This window comes from Janthinobacterium sp. DSP2-3-3 (genome assembly GCF_049897325.1).
Lineage (GTDB): Bacteria > Pseudomonadota > Gammaproteobacteria > Burkholderiales > Burkholderiaceae_D > Janthinobacterium.
Map to the genome: position 1 here is coordinate 81,330 of NZ_JAFCWA010000012.1, position 15,883 is coordinate 97,212.

15 protein-coding genes are annotated in these 15,883 nt (G+C 64.0%); 8 read left to right on the forward strand and 7 right to left on the reverse strand.

Features of this window, described 5'->3' with window-relative positions; translation table 11 throughout:
• Positions 1-3 precede the first annotated feature (3 nt).
• Together ACP7DE_RS21925 and ACP7DE_RS21930 are read left to right on the forward strand one after the other, a co-directional pair.
• Positions 4-1,884, forward strand: coding sequence for an alpha-amylase family glycosyl hydrolase (locus ACP7DE_RS21925; protein ID WP_426074074.1), 1,881 nt, complete (start codon positions 4-6; stop codon positions 1,882-1,884).
• Positions 1,881-3,209, forward strand: a complete 1,329-nt coding sequence (locus tag ACP7DE_RS21930; protein WP_353659690.1) for an MFS transporter — start codon at positions 1,881-1,883, stop codon at positions 3,207-3,209. Before ACP7DE_RS21925 ends, ACP7DE_RS21930 begins: the two co-directional genes overlap by 4 nt.
• Before the next feature lie 181 nt (positions 3,210-3,390).
• On the opposite strand, the gene bfr is transcribed toward ACP7DE_RS21930, so the two are convergent.
• Entirely contained in the window at positions 3,391-3,867 is a 477-nt protein-coding gene (bfr, locus tag ACP7DE_RS21935) for a bacterioferritin (protein ID WP_034745609.1), read from the reverse strand.
• A gap of 419 nt (positions 3,868-4,286) precedes the next feature.
• Here bfr and ACP7DE_RS21940 point away from each other — a divergent pair, with 419 nt between their 5' ends.
• On the forward strand, positions 4,287-4,967 hold the full coding sequence (locus ACP7DE_RS21940) for a Fe2+-dependent dioxygenase (protein ID WP_426074075.1): 681 nt from the start codon (positions 4,287-4,289) through the stop codon (positions 4,965-4,967).
• 177 nt (positions 4,968-5,144) lie between these two features.
• Here ACP7DE_RS21940 and ACP7DE_RS21945 read toward each other — a convergent pair whose 3' ends face one another.
• Both ACP7DE_RS21945 and ACP7DE_RS21950 read right to left on the reverse strand, forming a co-directional pair.
• Positions 5,145-5,846, reverse strand: a complete 702-nt coding sequence (locus tag ACP7DE_RS21945) for an energy transducer TonB (RefSeq protein WP_426074076.1) — start codon at positions 5,844-5,846, stop codon at positions 5,145-5,147.
• Between the two features lie 17 nt (positions 5,847-5,863).
• On the reverse strand, positions 5,864-6,079 hold the full coding sequence (locus tag ACP7DE_RS21950) for a (2Fe-2S)-binding protein (protein ID WP_426074077.1): 216 nt from the start codon (positions 6,077-6,079) through the stop codon (positions 5,864-5,866).
• A gap of 421 nt (positions 6,080-6,500) precedes the next feature.
• Here ACP7DE_RS21950 and ACP7DE_RS21955 point away from each other — a divergent pair, with 421 nt between their 5' ends.
• The 4 genes from ACP7DE_RS21955 (at position 6,501) to ACP7DE_RS21970 (ending at position 9,206) form a co-directional block, all read left to right on the forward strand.
• A complete protein-coding gene (locus ACP7DE_RS21955) occupies positions 6,501-6,785 on the forward strand; it encodes a FeoA family protein (protein WP_426074078.1) in 285 nt (94 codons plus the stop codon).
• A gap of 2 nt (positions 6,786-6,787) precedes the next feature.
• On the forward strand, positions 6,788-8,689 hold the full coding sequence (gene feoB, locus ACP7DE_RS21960; protein ID WP_426074079.1) for a ferrous iron transporter B: 1,902 nt from the start codon (positions 6,788-6,790) through the stop codon (positions 8,687-8,689).
• A 9-nt stretch (positions 8,690-8,698) separates the two neighbouring features.
• Positions 8,699-8,974, forward strand: coding sequence for a DUF6587 family protein (locus ACP7DE_RS21965; protein ID WP_426074080.1), 276 nt, complete (start codon positions 8,699-8,701; stop codon positions 8,972-8,974).
• A 70-nt stretch (positions 8,975-9,044) separates the two neighbouring features.
• A complete protein-coding gene (locus ACP7DE_RS21970) occupies positions 9,045-9,206 on the forward strand; it encodes a hypothetical protein (RefSeq protein ID WP_426074081.1) in 162 nt (53 codons plus the stop codon).
• A gap of 35 nt (positions 9,207-9,241) precedes the next feature.
• On the opposite strand, the gene ACP7DE_RS21975 is transcribed toward ACP7DE_RS21970, so the two are convergent.
• Positions 9,242-10,156, reverse strand: a complete 915-nt coding sequence (locus ACP7DE_RS21975) for a cupin domain-containing protein (protein WP_426074082.1) — start codon at positions 10,154-10,156, stop codon at positions 9,242-9,244.
• Positions 10,157-10,294: 138 nt separating this feature from the next.
• Here ACP7DE_RS21975 and ACP7DE_RS21980 point away from each other — a divergent pair, with 138 nt between their 5' ends.
• Positions 10,295-11,275 carry an oxidoreductase gene (locus tag ACP7DE_RS21980; protein WP_426074188.1) on the forward strand — a complete coding sequence of 327 codons (981 nt, stop codon included), beginning with the start codon at positions 10,295-10,297 and terminating at the stop codon, positions 11,273-11,275.
• A gap of 45 nt (positions 11,276-11,320) precedes the next feature.
• On the opposite strand, the gene nagZ is transcribed toward ACP7DE_RS21980, so the two are convergent.
• The 3 genes from nagZ to ACP7DE_RS21995 form a co-directional block, all read right to left on the reverse strand.
• A complete protein-coding gene (gene nagZ, locus ACP7DE_RS21985) occupies positions 11,321-12,862 on the reverse strand; it encodes a beta-N-acetylhexosaminidase (protein ID WP_426074083.1) in 1,542 nt (513 codons plus the stop codon).
• Between the two features lie 175 nt (positions 12,863-13,037).
• Positions 13,038-14,648 (reverse strand): FMN-binding glutamate synthase family protein, encoded by a 1,611-nt coding sequence (locus ACP7DE_RS21990; RefSeq protein WP_426074084.1) that lies wholly within the window; start codon positions 14,646-14,648, stop codon positions 13,038-13,040.
• Positions 14,649-14,871: 223 nt separating this feature from the next.
• Positions 14,872-15,882: a M48 family metallopeptidase gene (locus ACP7DE_RS21995; RefSeq protein ID WP_426074085.1), complete on the reverse strand. Its 1,011-nt coding sequence runs from the start codon at positions 15,880-15,882 to the stop codon at positions 14,872-14,874.
• Position 15,883 lies beyond the last annotated feature (1 nt).

Genomic DNA, 15,883 nt, shown 5'->3' on the forward strand with positions numbered 1-15,883 from the left:
TTCATGATGTCGATACGCAGCCCCCTGGCGCGCCTGCTGGCGCCGCTCCCCACGCACTTGCGCGACGATGCGGCGCGCCGTTATGCGCGCCAGGAGGCGGTCTTGCTTGACCGCCTGGGCAGCCTGTATGGCCAGCGGCCGGACTTCCTGCCCTGGCTGGGTGACCTGATGGAAAGCGTGGGGCGGCTGTACGCGGCGCGCGCGCCGGCGCTGCTGCGGCAAGATGCGCAGCGCGAAGCGCAGCCGGACTGGTTTGCCAGCCAGTCCATGCTGGGCTACAGCGCCTACGTGCAGCGCTTCGGCGGCAGCCTGCAAGGCGTGGCCGCGCGCATTGCCCACTTGCGCGAACTGGGCGTGACGTATCTGCATTTGCTGCCGTTTTTGCGTCCGCGCGCCGGTGAAAGCGATGGCGGCTTTGCCGTCGCCAGCTTCGAGGAAGTCGACCCCGCGCTGGGCAGCAATGCCGACTTGCTGGCGTTGACGGCGCAGCTGCGCGCGGCCGGCATCAGCCTGTGCTCGGACCTGATCCTCAATCACGTGGCCGACGACCATGCGTGGGCGCTGGGCGCCAAGGCGGGCGATCCGCTGCTGCGCGATTTTTTCCATACCTATCCCGACCGCGTGCAGCCGGACCGCTATGAGCGCACCGTGGGCCAGGTCTTCCCGCAGGCGGCGCCCGGTAATTTCACCTTCGTGCCAGAAATCCAGCGCTGGGTCTGGACCACGTTTTATCCGTATCAGTGGGATTTGAACTACGCCAATCCGGCCGTCTTCGCGGCCATGGCCGGCGCCATGCTGGGCCTGGCCAACAAGGGCATCGAGGTGTTCCGCCTCGATTCGACGGCCTTCCTGTGGAAGCGTGTAGGCACGGACTGCATGAACCAGCCCGAAGCCCACAGCCTGCTGCAAGCCTTGCGGGCGATTGCCGCCATCGTCGCGCCTGGCGTGCTGCTCAAGGCCGAAGCCATCGTGCCCACGCCCAAGCTGCCCGCCTACTTTGGCAGCGATGCCGCGCCCGAATGCCATATCGCCTATCACAGCAGCCTGATGGCCGCCGGCTGGGGCGCGCTGGCGGAGGAAAGCACGGACTTGCTGCAGCAGGTGATCGCCGCCACGCCACCGCTGCCGCCGGCCGCAAGCTGGCTCAGTTATGTGCGCTGCCACGACGACATCGGCTGGAACGTGCTGCTCAATGAAGCGGGCGTGGACGGGCCGGCGCGCCTGGCGCGCATCGCGCAGTTCTTTGCCGGCACGCCCGGCAGCGGCAGCTATGCGTGCGGGGCGGCCTTCCAGAGCAGCAGCGCCGACAAGGCGCATGGCAGCAACGGCATGGCCGCCTCGCTGGCCGGCCTGCAAAGCGCCGTCACGGTGCAGGAGCAGGAATATGCCTTGCGCCGCCTGCTGCTGCTGCATGGTCTGGCATTGAGCTTTGGCGCCTTGCCGGTGCTGTACATGGGCGATGAACTGGGCATGACCAACGATGACAGCTACACGCAGCGCGCCGACCGGGCGATGGACAGCCGCTGGCTGCAGCGTCCCGCGTTTGACGACAGCCTGCTGGCATGGCGCCACGATGGCGTGAGCGCCAGTGGCCGGCTGTACCTGGCGCTGCGCCAGCTGATCGACGCGCGCGGGCGCTTGCCGGCCTTGGCTGCCGCTGCGCCGCGCAGCGTGCTGCCCGCCGACACGCCGGCCGTGCTGGCGCTGCTGCGCGGCGACGCGTTTCTCAACCTGAGTAATTTCAGCGGCGCCAGCCAGCGCTACACTTTGCCCGCAGGCGAATGGCGCAATAGCCTCGATGGCAGTGTGCTGGCCGGCACGGTAGGCCTGCAGCCATGGCATATGCTGTGGCTGGAGCAAGAGCAGAAACGGGAGCCAGCATGAGCGACGCCAGCGCACACCGGCCGCATCTGTCGTTTTGGCAGATCGTCAACATGAATGTCGGATTTTTCGGCATCCAGTTCAGCTTTGGGCTGCAGCAAAGCAGCATGAGTCCGATCTACAAATACCTGGGCGCCGACGAAGCGAGCCTGCCGTACCTGTGGCTGGCCGGCCCCATGACGGGGCTGCTCGTGCAACCCTTGATCGGTGCCATGAGCGACCGCACGGTGACGCGCTGGGGCCGCCGCACGCCGTACTTCCTGATCGGTGCCATCCTGTGCAGCCTGGGCTTGCTGGCCATGCCCTTCAGTCCCACCCTGTGGATGGCCGCCAGCCTGTTGTGGATACTCGACGCGGCCAACAATGTGACGATGGAGCCGTACCGTGCCTTCGTCAGCGACAAGCTCGACAAGAAGCAGCATTCGCTGGGTTTTCTCACGCAAAGCGCCTTTACGGGGTTGGGGCAAACGCTCGCCTATCTGACGCCATCGCTGCTGGTCATGCTGGGCATGAACAAGGATGCCGTCAATGGCAGCCATATTCCGCATATTGTCATCGCCGCCTTCCTGATCGGCGCCGTGTTTTCCCTCGCCTCGGTGCTGTGGACCCTGAAGACGACACCGGAAAACCCGCTCACGGCGAGCGAGCTGGCAGCCATCCGCAGCCGCCCGCCGGGCTGGCGCCACACGCTGGCCGATATTGGCGCGGCCCTGCGCGACATGCCGCCGACGATGAAGCAGCTGGCCCTCGTCAACCTGTTCCAGTGGTACGCCATGTTCTGCTACTGGCAGTACATTGCGCTATCGCTGGCGGCGACCCTGTTTCACACGACGGACCCGGCTTCGCAAGGCTTCCGCGACGCGGGCCTGCTGAACGGCCAGGTGGGCGCCTTCTATAATTTCGTCGCCTTTGTCGCCGCCTTTGCGCTGGTGCCGTTCACGCGCCGTTTCGGTCCCAAGCGCATGCACAGCCTGTGCCTGTGCGCGGCCGGCGTGGGCATGTTGAGCATCCCGCTGATCCACAGCCCGGCGCTGCTGTTGCTACCCATGCTGGGCGTGGGCCTGGCCTGGGCCAGCATCATGGGCAACCCCTACATCATGCTGGCCGGCTGCATTCCACCCGAGCGCACGGGCGTCTACATGGGCATCTTCAATATGTTCATCGTCATCCCGATGATCATCCAGATCTTCACCTTGCCCTTGTATTACCGCAGCTGGCTGGGTGGCAATCCGGAAAACGTCATCCGGCTGGCCGGTGCCCTGTTGCTGTGCGCGGCGGTGGCGGTGCTGTTCGTCAAGCTGCGCCCGCCGCAGACCACGAAGACTTGAGGACGCACGTAAAAAAACCGGCTCTGCCGGTTTTTCTTGTTCCACCAATGATGTTACGACACCTGACAAAACCGTAGCGAGCGGAAGGAAGAGGTGGCCGAGAAGCGCAACCGTACGCTAGTACGGTGAGCATCGCAGGCCGCCTATGCCGACGCGCAGTAGGTTTTGGCAGGTGTCCTCATTACTCTTCAATCGCCATCTGGCTTTGCAGGTAGTTCTGGATGCCGACTTTGGCGATCAGGTCGATCTGCGTTTCGAGCCAGTCGATATGCTCTTCCGTGTCTTCCAGGATCATCAGGAACAGGTCGCGCGAGACGTAGTCGCCCGCTTTCTCGCTGATGGCGATGCCTTCCTTGACGGTGGCGTGCGCGGCGCGTTCCAGCTTCAAGTCGCATTCCAGCATTTCCGGCGTGTTCTCGCCGATCAGCAGCTTGTGCAGCGCTTGCAGGTTAGGCAGGCCGTCGAGCATCAGGATGCGGTCGATCAGCTTGTCGGCGTGTTTCATTTCGCCGATCGATTCTTCGTATTCCTTCTTGCCCAGCTTTTCCAGGCCCCAGTGCTTGTACATGCGCGCATGCAGGAAGTACTGGTTGATGGCCGACAGTTCGTTGGTGAGCTGTGCGTTGAGCATGCGGATGACTTCTTTATCGCCCTTCATGGGATGTCCTTTGTTCTGTGTCGCGTTCGATGATGAAACCGGAGGCTGCTGGCGTTCACTGCCGGGTGGCGCAGGCTGCCTGGTGGCGCGCAGGTTGCCGGTTTCGCTATGCCCGCATGATAGCGCAAAATATGGGCGTTTTTTGCTGATAAACGGTGTTTTTCCGTCTTTTTAACGTAAATATCGTGCGAATAAAACCCATTCTCAAATGGATTGCCACATTTTTCCGTTTTTTATTTGTTAAGGAAAATGAAGGCCATTCTCATTCGCGTTCATGCTGTCTGTCGTGCATGTTCAGCGGGCCTGGGCTGTCGTGTGGAAACGGCGCAAAATGTTTGCGTCATTCTTGCCTTTACGTATTCTTGGCCGCTGGCGGCGATGCGATAATCAGCGGGGAACTCATTACAAAGGATAGCAAGATGATGCTGCATATACCCGGCGTGCTGACGCCGGAACAGGTGACGCAGTTTCGCCAGCGCCTGGCGCAGACGGACTGGGTCGATGGGCGCGCCAGCGTCGGCGCGCAAGGGGCGCAGGTCAAGCGCAACCGCCAACTGGCAGAGGGTTCGCCGCTGGCGCTGGAACTGGGCGAGATCGTCAGCCGCGCGCTGATGGCCAATCCGCTGTTCTTTGCCGCCGTGCTGCCGCTGCGTATTCTGCCGCCATTCTTTAACAGTTATGCGGGCGGCGAGCATTATGGCTTGCATATCGACGGCGCCATTCGCACGCCGAAAAACGGCATGCAGTCGATGCGCGCCGACGTCTCCTCCACCGTGTTCCTGAGCGAGCCGGATGAGTACGAAGGCGGCGAGCTGGTGGTGGTCGATTCCTACGGCACGCATGAAGTGAAACTGTCGGCCGGCGACGTGATCGTGTATCCGTCGAGCAGCGTGCACCAGGTGCTGCCCGTCACCAGTGGCGAGCGTATCTGCTCCTTCCTGTGGACGCAAAGCATGGTGCGCGAGGACTGGAAGCGCAGCATGCTGTTCGAGCTCGATCAAAACATCCAGAGCGTGCGCGGCGAGCACGGCGATTCGCCCGCGACGGTGGGTTTGACGGGGCATTATCACAACCTGCTCAGGATGTGGGCGGAGATGTAAAAAGGGGGCGGACCCGCAGGGTCTGACCCAAAAAAAAGTCTGCCTGGCCCGGGGATGTAGGCTGGCAGACTGAAACAAGCAGTTGCTTGACTGGTACAGAAAACAGGGCGCAAAAAAGCAAGCAGGGCATCGGTGCAGTGCTTGCGGGCTGGCAGCGGCGCCGTGGCCGCCGGAAGGCTAGCTCAGTTGGAAGGTCAGTGGTACTAAAACGTAGACGGGAACAGGCTTGCCGTTTTCGATCATCGGCTTGAACAGCGCGCGTTGCGCGGCCTGGCGGCCCGCCTCATCGAGGTTGTTGTAGCCGGTCGATTTCTGGATCAGGATTTGCTCCGGCAAGCCCTTTTCATTGATCAGGATGCGCAATACCACGGTGCCGCTTTCGCCCAGGCGGCGCGACAGATTCGGGTAGATCAGTTGCGGTGCCTTGATGTATTCGACGCTGCTGACGGTGCGCGGCGTCGACGGCGCCGGTGGCGTCGGCGACGGTGTCGATGGCGCTGTCGGCGCGGCAGCGGCAACCGGTGCCGCTTCGGCGCGCGTCGGCTGGGGCGGCGTGATCGTCGGTTCGCTCGGCGCCACGGCGATCAGCGGCAGCGGCGGGATCACGGCGCGCGGCACGGGTGCGCTCAGTTCCACTGTTTTTGGCACCGATGGTGCCGGTGGCTTGGGCGGCGCCGGCGGGGCAATGATGCTGATGGTAGTGATGGTCGGCATGGCTGCCGTGACGACGCGGCTCAAGAGGCCGCTCTGGATGGCGTAAAAGCCGGCGATATGCAGGACGACGATGGCCATCAGCGGCGCGAATTTGTTGCGCTTCTTGTCGAAGCTGGCAAATTGTTGCACGGCCTGCACCGTTACGGGCGGGGGCATCATCGTCATGGCGTTCATCGCTTTCTTTAGTTTGTCAGTACAGCTCGCATCAATACGGTTTCTTGCAGCACCACCGTGGCGCTCAGGTGCTCGTTCAGTACTTCCCGCGCGCAGGTATGGCATTTGCCGCAGCAGGTGGCCACGCCCAGGTCGCGGCGCAGCTCGGCCATGCTGGACAGGCCAAGATCGACGGCTTGACGGATTTCACGATCAGATATGTTGTTGCAGACACATACAATCATTGATGCACCTTCTGGCTGGAGGATGAACAGACACTAGTGCTAAGAAGCATTGTTGCTAGTGTTTTAATGAGAATCATTATCATTACGTTTCATTGTCTCGCAAAGTACAGGACAATGCAAGCGATTTTGCTCAAGTGTGCGGCGCTTGGCGGTCTGGCGCTGCGGGTTGATATGCGATTCGCGCGCATGACGCAGCGCTTGATGGGAGCGGCTCTCCGGGCTAAATAAAAACTATTCGCATTCATGTTTATAATGCTGGTATTGTCTCGGACGTCTCGGACGGTTGCCGTCTGGACAGATTGAATGGCCGCTTGTCGGTAATGCGCAACAGTGGCGTTTTACCTCACAAACCTGGAACCACTGCGAGGCGCCCCGCGCCATAGCCGGTATCAGGTGTTCTTAATTTGAACGGAATTTGCTCATGACTCTAGTTCCACCCTTGATGACGCTCGATGCGCTGGCAGTCGGCCAGAGCGGCACGGTGTTGCATATTACGCCCCACACGGCAGGACAGACGGAGGAAGGCATCGACCTGGCCCGCCGCTTGATGGAGCTGGGATTCGTTCCCGGCGAACGACTCCGCATGCTCAAGCGCGGCATGCCCGGCGGCGATCCGCTGGCCATCAAGGTCGGCAATGCCACGTTCGCACTGCGCCGCTTCGAAGCGGCGCTGATCACGATTCAACCGCTGCTTCAACCGGAATAACCATGGGTGCTGTCGAAACTATCGTCGATGCGGGCGTGCACAAGCCGCCGCATCAGCCACAAATAGCCCTGCTGGGCAATCCGAACTGCGGCAAGACCGCCCTGTTCAACCGTTTGACGGGCGCGCGCCAGAAAGTGGCGAACTACGCCGGCGTGACCATCGAGCGCAAGGAAGGCCATTTCACCTCGCCCGCCGGCAAACCCGTGCGCCTGCTCGATTTGCCGGGTGCCTACAGCCTGTCTGCCACCACGCCCGATGAAGCCATTACGCGCGACGTAGTGGGGGGCTTGCGCCAGGGCGACCCGCGTCCGGACGCCATCATCTGCGTGGTCGATGCCACCAATCTGCGCCTGAACTTGCGCCTGGTACTGGAAGTCAAGCGCCTGGGCCTGCCCATGCTGCTGGCGCTGAACATGACGGATGTGGCGCGCAAGCGCGGCATGCTGATCGACACGGCCAAGCTGGCGCAAGAACTGGGCATGCCCGTGGTGGAAACCGTCGCGGTGCAGCACGATGGCGAAAAAGCTTTATTGGGCGCCATCGACGCCATGCTGCCGCTGCCGCCCGTGGAAGCGAAACCGCTGGCGGCCATCGATGCCGTTACCGTCGAAGAAACCCAGCGCGAAGTGCGCCGCATCCTGGCCGCCGTCAGCAATGACACGGGCGACACGGGTAACCTGACGGAAAGGATCGACGACGTGGTGCTGCACCCCGTGTTCGGCCCCCTCATCCTGGCCGTGCTGATGTTCCTGATCTTCCAGGCCGTGTTTGCCTGGGCCGCCACGCCGATGGAAATGATCACCGATGGCGTGGGCCACCTGGGCGCCCTGCTGACGGCGAACATGCCCGATGGCCACCTGAAGAGCTTGCTGGTGGAGGGCATCATCGGGGGCGTCGGCAGCGTACTGGTATTCCTGCCGCAGATCCTGATTTTGTTCTTCTTTATCCTGAGCCTGGAAGACTGCGGCTACCTGCCGCGCGCGGCCTTTTTGCTGGACCGCATGATGGGGGGCGTGGGCCTGTCGGGCCGCGCCTTCATTCCACTGCTGTCGAGCTTTGCCTGCGCCATTCCCGGCGTGATGGCGGCGCGCACCATCCAGAACCCGCGCGACCGCCTGGTCACCATCATGATCGCGCCGTTGATGACGTGCTCGGCGCGCCTGCCCGTGTATGCGCTGATCATCGCCGCCTTCATCCCGGAACGCCAGGTATGGGGCTATCTGAGCCTGCAAGGCCTGGTGCTGTTTGTCCTGTACTTCGCCGGCATCATCTCGGCCATGGCCGTGGCCTGGGTCATGAAGCGCGGCATGGGCGTGCGCGGCAACCAGCCGCTGATGCTGGAACTGCCGGCCTATCACTGGCCGCACCTGCGCAACCTGGCCGTCAGCCTGTGGGAGCGCGCGAAGATATTCCTGACGCGCGTCGGCACCATTATCCTGAGCCTGATGATCATCCTGTGGTTCCTCAGCACCTTCCCCGGCCCACCGGACAACGCGATCCACCCGCCGATCTATTACAGCCTGGCCGGCATCCTGGGGCGCGGCCTGGAAGTGATTTTCGCGCCGATCGGTTTCAACTGGCAGATCTGCATCGCACTGGTGCCGGGCATGGCGGCGCGCGAAGTGGCCGTCGGCGCGCTGGGCACCGTGTATGCGCTGTCGCAAACGGGCGACGCGCTGGCCTCGACCCTGGAACCGCTGATCGCCCATTCGTGGTCGATGGCCACCGCGCTCTCCTTGCTGGCCTGGTATGTGTTCGCGCCGCAGTGCCTGTCGACCCTCTCCGTGGTGAAACGCGAAACGGGCGGCTGGCGCTATCCGCTGCTGATGGCCGGCTACATGTTCGCGCTGGCTTACGCCGCTTCGTTCATCACGTATCGCGTCGCCCTGATGCTGGGCGCCTAGGAGCACACCATGTGGCAAACCATTATCGTCGCCCTGATCGTCGCAGCCGCGCTGCTGCATTTTTCGACCAAATACCTGCCGGCGGGCGTGCGCCGCGCCATCGTGCGTGGCCTGGTGCGCTGCGGCCTTGATGAGGCGAAGATGTCGGCCTTGTTCAAGGTGGCGCCGGGCTGCGGCAGTGGCTGCGGTTCCTGTGGCTCCTGCGACAGTCCGCCGCCTCCATCCGCCACGCCGCCGACCGACGGCAACAGCAAGCGGGTGATCCTGATGCAGGTGCAGCGCTAAGGTTGATGTACGTCTGGCCACGGGCGCGCCCGTGGGCTACACTGGGCTTTCCGCATGGCAAGGAGTGGCAATGGCGATACTGTTGATCTTCATGTTTTTGTTTGCTGTCGCCACCTGGCTGCTGGCCAGCCGGCGCGGCCGCCACGGCGGACTCTGGTTCGGCATCGGCCTGTTCCTCGGGCCGTTTGCCTTGCTGACGGTGGCAGCTCTGCCGCCTGTGCCGGCATCCTGACCTTGTATTTTCAACACCCGCAGTTGCGGGTTTTTTTACGCCTGTGCGTGGCGCAGCCGGTACTGGCGCGGCGAGCAGGCCATGACGCGCTTGAAGGCGTGGCTGAAGGCGCTGTCGGAATCGTAGCCCAGCGCCTGCGCAATCGATGTCACGGTCGCGGCGCTGTCCTTCAGCCGCCGCGTGGCCAGGCGCATGCGCCAGTGCAGCAGGTAGGCCAGCGGCGCCACCCCCACTCTGGTCTTGAAATGCAGGGCAAAGGAGGAGCGCGACTGCCCGGCGACGGCGGCCAGCTGCGGCAAGGTCCAGCGCCGTGCCGGCTGTGCATGCATGGCTTCGATGGCGGCGCGCAGCCTAGGATCGGCCAGCGCGAACAAGCAGCCAGCCGGGTGCGATGCCTGCGCTTCAAGATACTGACGCAGCATTTGCAGCAGCATCATCTGGCCCAGGTGGCGCGTCATCAGCGCCGCGCCGGGTGCCGTCGCCTGCAATTCCTGCGCCAGCCGCTGCAAGGTCCAGTGCAGCACGCTGGCCTGGTCCGTATCGCCGCGCACGTGCAGCAGCGGCGGCAGGCAGTCGAGCAGGATGGCCGCCTCGTCGCCAAAGCTGAAGCGTCCGCCGATGAGGAAAAAATCGTGTTCCGGCGCGCCATGGCGGGCCACGCCCTGCTGTGCGTGCCGGTACACCTCCTGCGCCGGCGCGGCCGGCAAGCCCGGTGTGTTGGCCAGGGTGAACGCGCGCCCCGGCGCCAGCAGGAAGCAGTCGCCCGTCTGCAGCTGCACGGGAGCGTCGATGCCTGCGACCGTCAGCCAGCAAGCACCTTCGATCACGGCGTTGAACTTGATGCCGTCCGGTGGCGGAAAGTCGATGGCCCAGTCGCCACCCGCCTTCAGGCCGGCAAAATGGGAGTTGTGCGTGTTGAGCAGCGAGAGTACATCGGAGAGCAAATCCATGGCGGGGTTCAATTCCGGACGATGGCGATAGTATTGCAGATTTTATGCCATTCACAGTCCGGTTCTTTGCGCGCAAAATCGTCAGCTCGCCAGCCATTCGGACTGGCGCCACTTGCAAAGGCAGACCCCATGGGCAGCATCGACAACAAACAAATTCCCCTGCACGCCGGCTTCGACGCCACTACCACCGCCACCGAAGCGCTGGCCGGGCGCGACCTGTCCGGCGTGCAGGCCATCGTCACGGGTGGCGCTTCGGGCCTGGGGCTGGAAACGGTGCGCGTGCTAGCCGGCGCCGGCGCCTGTGTGCTGGTGCCGGCGCGCGATCCGCATCAGGCGCAAGCGGCCTTGCATGGCATGGCCGGCGTGGAGGTCGCCACGCTCGACTTGCTTGATCCGCAGGCCATCGACAGCTTTGCCGCCGCCTTTCTTGCCACCGGCCGAGCCCTGCACGTGCTGGTCAACGGCGCCGGCATCATGGCCACGCCCCTGCTGCGCGATGCGCGTGGCTACGAGGCGCAGTTCGCGACGAATCACTTGGCGCATTTCCAGCTGACAGCGCGTTTGTGGCCGGCCTTGCGGCAGGCGCAGGGTGCGCGCGTGGTGTGCGTGTCGTCGCTGGGACACCGGCAGGCGGGCGTCAATCTGGACGACCCGCATTTCCTGCATCAGCAGTACGACAAGTGGCGCGCGTATGCGCAGTCGAAAAGCGCCAATGCGCTGTTTGCCGTGGAGCTGGACCGGCGCGGCGCGGCGCACGGCGTGCGCGCCTTCTCGCTGCATCCGGGCGCCATCCTGACGCCGCTGGTGCGCCACCTGGACCTCGACGACTTGCGCCGCGTGGGCGCGCTGGACGACGCAGGGGAAGTGAATCCGCCGCCGCAATCGGGATTCAAGAATGTGGCGCAGGGCGCCGCCACGGCCGTCTGGTGCGCCACCAGCGCGCGGCTCGATGGGCTGGGCGGCGTGTATTGCGAGGATTGCGATATCGCTGCCCTGGTGGCGGACGACAGCACGGGGCCGGGCGTGCGGCGCTGGGCCAGCGACCCCGTGCAGGCACGCCGGCTTTGGGTGCTCAGCGAGCAGATGACGGGCGTGAGTTTCGATTGCGACGCGGCATAGAAAATGCCGGGTTATGCCCGGCATGTGCAGGAAGACGGCGTGGCTTTACGCCTTGCCCGCCAGCTTGTCCACGACAGGCACCAGCGCGGCCGGGCGGCAGCCGAAGGCGGCCAGGCGGCCTTGCGCGTTGGGTGCCAGGTCCAGGTCGTAGGGCAAACGGCCCGCCACCAGCCACAGTTTATCGTGCGGCAGGGCGTCAACCAGGCGGCGCTGGCCGTCGACGAACATGGCGTTATACGTTTGCAGCACGATCTGCTGCGCGTCTTGCGCAAAGGCGATGGCCGCATTGACCTCTTCATCCAGCGCCTCGGCCGACAAGGCGTACTCGCGCACGTCCAGGCCCGCGTCGAGCAGCGCCGGCAGCATCGAGCTGCGTGCTTCCTTGTTGCGGCCCAGCGCCACTTCGTCGATTTCGCTGCGCGAACGCACTTCCACCGTCAGCAGGGTTACGGGCAGGCCGGGGTCGAGTGCGCGGTATGCGCCTTGCACGCGCAAGGCGGCCTTTTGCAGTAGCTGCGACAGGGCCATGGCGGCCGGCTGCATCAGCGCAGGCGGGGTGACCGGGCGGGTGCGCCAGTCGCGCACGGCGCGGTTGCGCTTGAGTTCAGCCACGCGCGCACAAGCCGCGTCGATGCGCGCCATGGCGATGTCGCCGCGTTCCACGGCAGCGATGACGGCCTCGATGGCGGCTGTCTGCTGCGCTTCGCGGTGCGAGATGAGGACGATGTCGGCGCCCGCCTGCAAGGTGGCGATGGCGCCCTGGGCGATGCCGATGCCGTCGGCGATGGCCGCCATTTCCAGGCAATCGGTAATGACCACGCCCTTGTAACCCATCTCGCCGCGCAGCAGGTCCGTCAACACGCCTTTCGACAGGGTGGCCGGCACGCTGGTGTCGGCCTCGAAAGCGGGGAAGACCACGTGCGCCGTCATGATGGCGTCCACGCCGCCGACAATGGCCGCGCGGAAGGGCGCCAGTTCCACGGCGCGCAGGCGTTCCTTGTCGTGGGGCACCAGCGCCATGGCGTAATGCGTGTCGATGGCCGTGTCGCCATGGCCGGGGAAGTGCTTGGCGGTCACGGCCACGCCGCTGGCGCGCTGGCCGCGCATGGCCGCCATGCCGTAGTCGATGACGGTGGCGGCATCCTCGCCATACGCGCGCACGCCGATGACAGGGTTGTTGCGGTTGTTGTTCACGTCCAGCACGGGGGCGAGTAGCAGGTTGATGCCAATCTGGCGCATTTCATCGCCGCTGATCTGGTGCATGCGTTCGCAATCTTCCACGGAACCGGCAGCCTGGAAGGCCATCGCAGCCGGAATCGGCGTGACGCCCTGTTCGATGCGCATCACCATGCCGCCTTCCTGGTCGATGGCGATGAGCAGCGGCGTATCGGACACTTCCGCGTTGATTTCCTGCAGTTCGCGGCACAGGGCTGACACTTGCGCGGGCGTGTGCACGTTGCGGCGGAACAGGATCACGCCGCCCACTTTCTTTTCGCGTATCAAGGTCTTGATATGCTCGTCCGCCTGCAGGGCGTCGAAGCCCACCATGAACAACTGTCCTACTTTTTCGCGCAAACCCTGCTCCATGCTGCAACTCCTCCGGTCTGTAATGATGGCATACGTATTGTGGCACCGTGGTGGCGCGTCTTGGCGATCACCGGAAAAGCTGCCTGCGTTTGTATTTGTTTTGGTATTGTATTGGATTCAGGTATTTGCGCAAGTGGTTATTAAGTGGTATTGCTCCACTTGCGCAGTGCCAGGCTTAATTCAGGCGCTGGAACGATACCGCCTGGGCCTTGGGCCAGTACAGGCCGAACACGGGCGGCAGCTGCGGCAGCTGGCTCGGGTCGAGCAGCTGGCCCGCTTCCAGGAAGGGCAGCAGGGCTGAGGCCAGTTTCACCTGGTTCGGCGAGATGCGCCGCACCAGGTGGTGCGGGCGCAGTTCCTGCGGATGCGCCAGGCCGGCGGCGGCGATCAGTTCGGCCAGCGCCTTCATGGTGTTCTGGTGGAAGTGCGCCACGCGGGCGATCTTGTCGGGCACCACCAGCGCGCGCTGGCGCTGCGGGTCTTGCGTGGCCACGCCCGTGGGACAGCGGTCCGTGTGGCAGCTTTGCGACTGGATGCAGCCCAGCGCGAACATGAAGCCGCGCGCCGAATTGCACCAGTCGGCGCCCAGCGCCAGCAGGCGGGCGATGTCGAAGGCTGTGATGATCTTGCCCGAGCAGCCGATCTTGATCCTGTCGCGCAGGTTGGCGCCCACCAGGGTGTTATGCACCAGCACCAGCGCTTCTTGCAGCGGCGTGCCCACATGGTCGGTAAATTCCAGGGGCGCCGCGCCCGTGCCGCCTTCACTGCCGTCGACGACGATGAAGTCGGGCGTGATGCCCGTTGCCAGCATGGCCTTGACGATGGCGAAAAACTCCCACGGATGGCCGATGGCCAGCTTGAAGCCGGTCGGCTTGCCGCCGGAGAGATTGCGCAGGCGGTCGATAAAATGCAGCATTTCCAGCGGCGTGGAAAAGGCGCTGTGCGCCGCCGGCGAGACGCAATCCTCGCCCACCATCACGCCGCGCGTGGTGGCGATTTCGATCGTCACTTTCGGGCCGGGCAGCACGCCACCGTGGCCCGGCTTGGCGCCCTGCGACATTTTCAGCTCGATCATTTTCACCTGCTCGGCGCTGGCGTTGGCGCTGAAACGTTCTTCGCAAAACGTGCCGTCCTGGTTGCGGCAGCCGAAGTAGCCGGAGCCGATTTCCCATACCAGGTCGCCGCCGTTTTCACGGTGGTAGGGGCTGATGCTGCCTTCGCCCGTGTCGTGCATGAAGCCGCCGCTGCGCGCGCCGCCGTTCAGGGCCAGGATGGCGTTCGCCGACAGGGCGCCAAAGCTCATCGCCGAAATATTGAAGACGCTGGCCGAATACGGTTTGTCGCGCGGGCAGTCCGGATGGTTGCCGATCTCGATGCGGAAGTCGTGGCCCGTGACCTTGGCGGGGGCGATGGAATGGTTAATCCATTCATAGCCCGTTGCATACACGTCGAGCTGGGTGCCGAACGGACGCTTGTCCGTCTGCTCCTTGGCGCGCTGGTAGACGATGCTGCGCTGGCTGCGCGAAAACGGCGTCGCCTCGCTGTCGCTTTCCAGGAAATACTGGCGGATTTCCGGGCGGATGCTCTCGAAGAAAAAGCGGAAATGCGCGAGGATGGGATAGTTGCGGCGCAGGGCGCGCTTGGTTTGCAGCAGGTCGCTGATGCCGACCAGGGTCAGCGCACCGGCCAGCAGGGGCAGCCAGTAGTGATCGTAGTAAAACAGGGACAGGGCAAAAACGGCGGCCGTCGCAATGAAGGTCAGGTAGCGAAATGGTACTAGGTGCATGGGCACTCCGGTGAAGTCAGACTGATATTGCTGAGTGTACCGGTGATTTGTAGATCTTGCTGACTGGAAAAGTGTGCTGTTAGAGCGGTGCTATCCATACTTGCAACGCCTGACAAAACCGTAGCGAGCGGCAGTGATTTGTGGCCGAGAAGCGCAACCGTACTCTAGTACGGTGAGCATCGCCGGCCGCAAAGCGCGACGCGCAGTAGGTTTTGTCAGGTGTTTACCGTTGGGCGGCGCGGATACGTTCGACCCGTTCAGTGCTGGCCGGATGGCTCGACAGGTAGGGCGTGCCCTGGTCCAGCTTGCCCAGGGCGACAAACACTTGCGCCAGGTGTTCCAGCGCAATGCCGTTCTGGCGCAGCATGGCGATGGCGTAGTCGTCCGCGTCGCGTTCGACATCGCGCGAATACTTCAAGTCCAGCAGCAGCGGCGGCAGGGTCGCCACTACCGTCGACACGTCGCCGAACAGCAGCGCGGCGCCGGCGCCCACGGCCGAGGTCTGGATGATGCGCCGCGTCAGGTGGCGCTGCTGCAAATGCCCCAGTTCATGCGCCAGCACGCCCATGATGGCCTGGTCGTCCGGCAGCAGTTCGATCATTTCGTCCGTCAGCACGATGTCGCCGGACGGCAGGGCAAACGCGTTCGGACCGATCTTGCTCTTGCGGAAAACGATGCGGTGCGCGGGCGTGCTGTCGCCGGGCGTGGCCAGGCGCGCGAACTGGCTGCGCAAGGCTTGCTGGCGCGCGCCAGCGAGCTGGCTTGGCGCAAACACATGGCGGTCCAGCATATCGAGCACGCCCTGGCCCAGTTGCCGTTCGACCGACTGCGGCAAGGCATACGCAATGCCCTTGGCCGCCAGCGGCAGCAGGTATTGATAGCTGAGCCACAGGGCCACGATGGTGGCGACCGTGGCCAGCAGGGCGCCGCGCCAGCTTTGCTGCAGCCGCACCACCCAACCGTCGCGGTGTCCCGTATCGTGCAGCATGTCGTTGAAGGCCGCCTGGTCGGCGATCTCCAGGTAGGCACCGTCGGGAAAGCTGACCTTGCGCACGGCGTGGCTGCTGCGTTCGGATACATGCAGCTCGCCCAGCGGGCTACTGCGCTCGATGTCGCCCGCCAGCACGGCCTGGCCATCGCGCACGGACAGTGTCACGTGGTACAGGCGCGAACTCTGGCCGTCGAAATAGCGGCCAGCCAGGGGAGCGTGGCTTTCTTGCGTGTTGGCATCCATG

Bases quoted from the DNA above. Each gene is read 5' to 3' on its own strand.
- ACP7DE_RS21945 (WP_426074076.1), bottom strand. From the start codon at position 5,846: ATGACGATGATGCCCCCGCCCGTAACGGTGCAGGCCGTGCAACAATTT.
- ACP7DE_RS21995 (WP_426074085.1), bottom strand. From the start codon at position 15,882: ATGGATGCCAACACGCAAGAAAGCCACGCTCCCCTGGCTGGCCGCTAT.
- nagZ (WP_426074083.1), bottom strand. From the start codon at position 12,862: ATGGAGCAGGGTTTGCGCGAAAAAGTAGGACAGTTGTTCATGGTGGGC.
- bfr (WP_034745609.1), bottom strand. From the start codon at position 3,867: ATGAAGGGCGATAAAGAAGTCATCCGCATGCTCAACGCACAGCTCACC.
- ACP7DE_RS21970 (WP_426074081.1), top strand. From the start codon at position 9,045: ATGGCGATACTGTTGATCTTCATGTTTTTGTTTGCTGTCGCCACCTGG.
- ACP7DE_RS21940 (WP_426074075.1), top strand. From the start codon at position 4,287: ATGATGCTGCATATACCCGGCGTGCTGACGCCGGAACAGGTGACGCAG.
- feoB (WP_426074079.1), top strand. From the start codon at position 6,788: ATGGGTGCTGTCGAAACTATCGTCGATGCGGGCGTGCACAAGCCGCCG.
- ACP7DE_RS21930 (WP_353659690.1), top strand. From the start codon at position 1,881: ATGAGCGACGCCAGCGCACACCGGCCGCATCTGTCGTTTTGGCAGATC.
- ACP7DE_RS21975 (WP_426074082.1), bottom strand. From the start codon at position 10,156: ATGGATTTGCTCTCCGATGTACTCTCGCTGCTCAACACGCACAACTCC.
- ACP7DE_RS21965 (WP_426074080.1), top strand. From the start codon at position 8,699: ATGTGGCAAACCATTATCGTCGCCCTGATCGTCGCAGCCGCGCTGCTG.
- ACP7DE_RS21950 (WP_426074077.1), bottom strand. From the start codon at position 6,079: ATGATTGTATGTGTCTGCAACAACATATCTGATCGTGAAATCCGTCAA.
- ACP7DE_RS21925 (WP_426074074.1), top strand. From the start codon at position 4: ATGATGTCGATACGCAGCCCCCTGGCGCGCCTGCTGGCGCCGCTCCCC.
- ACP7DE_RS21990 (WP_426074084.1), bottom strand. From the start codon at position 14,648: ATGCACCTAGTACCATTTCGCTACCTGACCTTCATTGCGACGGCCGCC.
- ACP7DE_RS21955 (WP_426074078.1), top strand. From the start codon at position 6,501: ATGACTCTAGTTCCACCCTTGATGACGCTCGATGCGCTGGCAGTCGGC.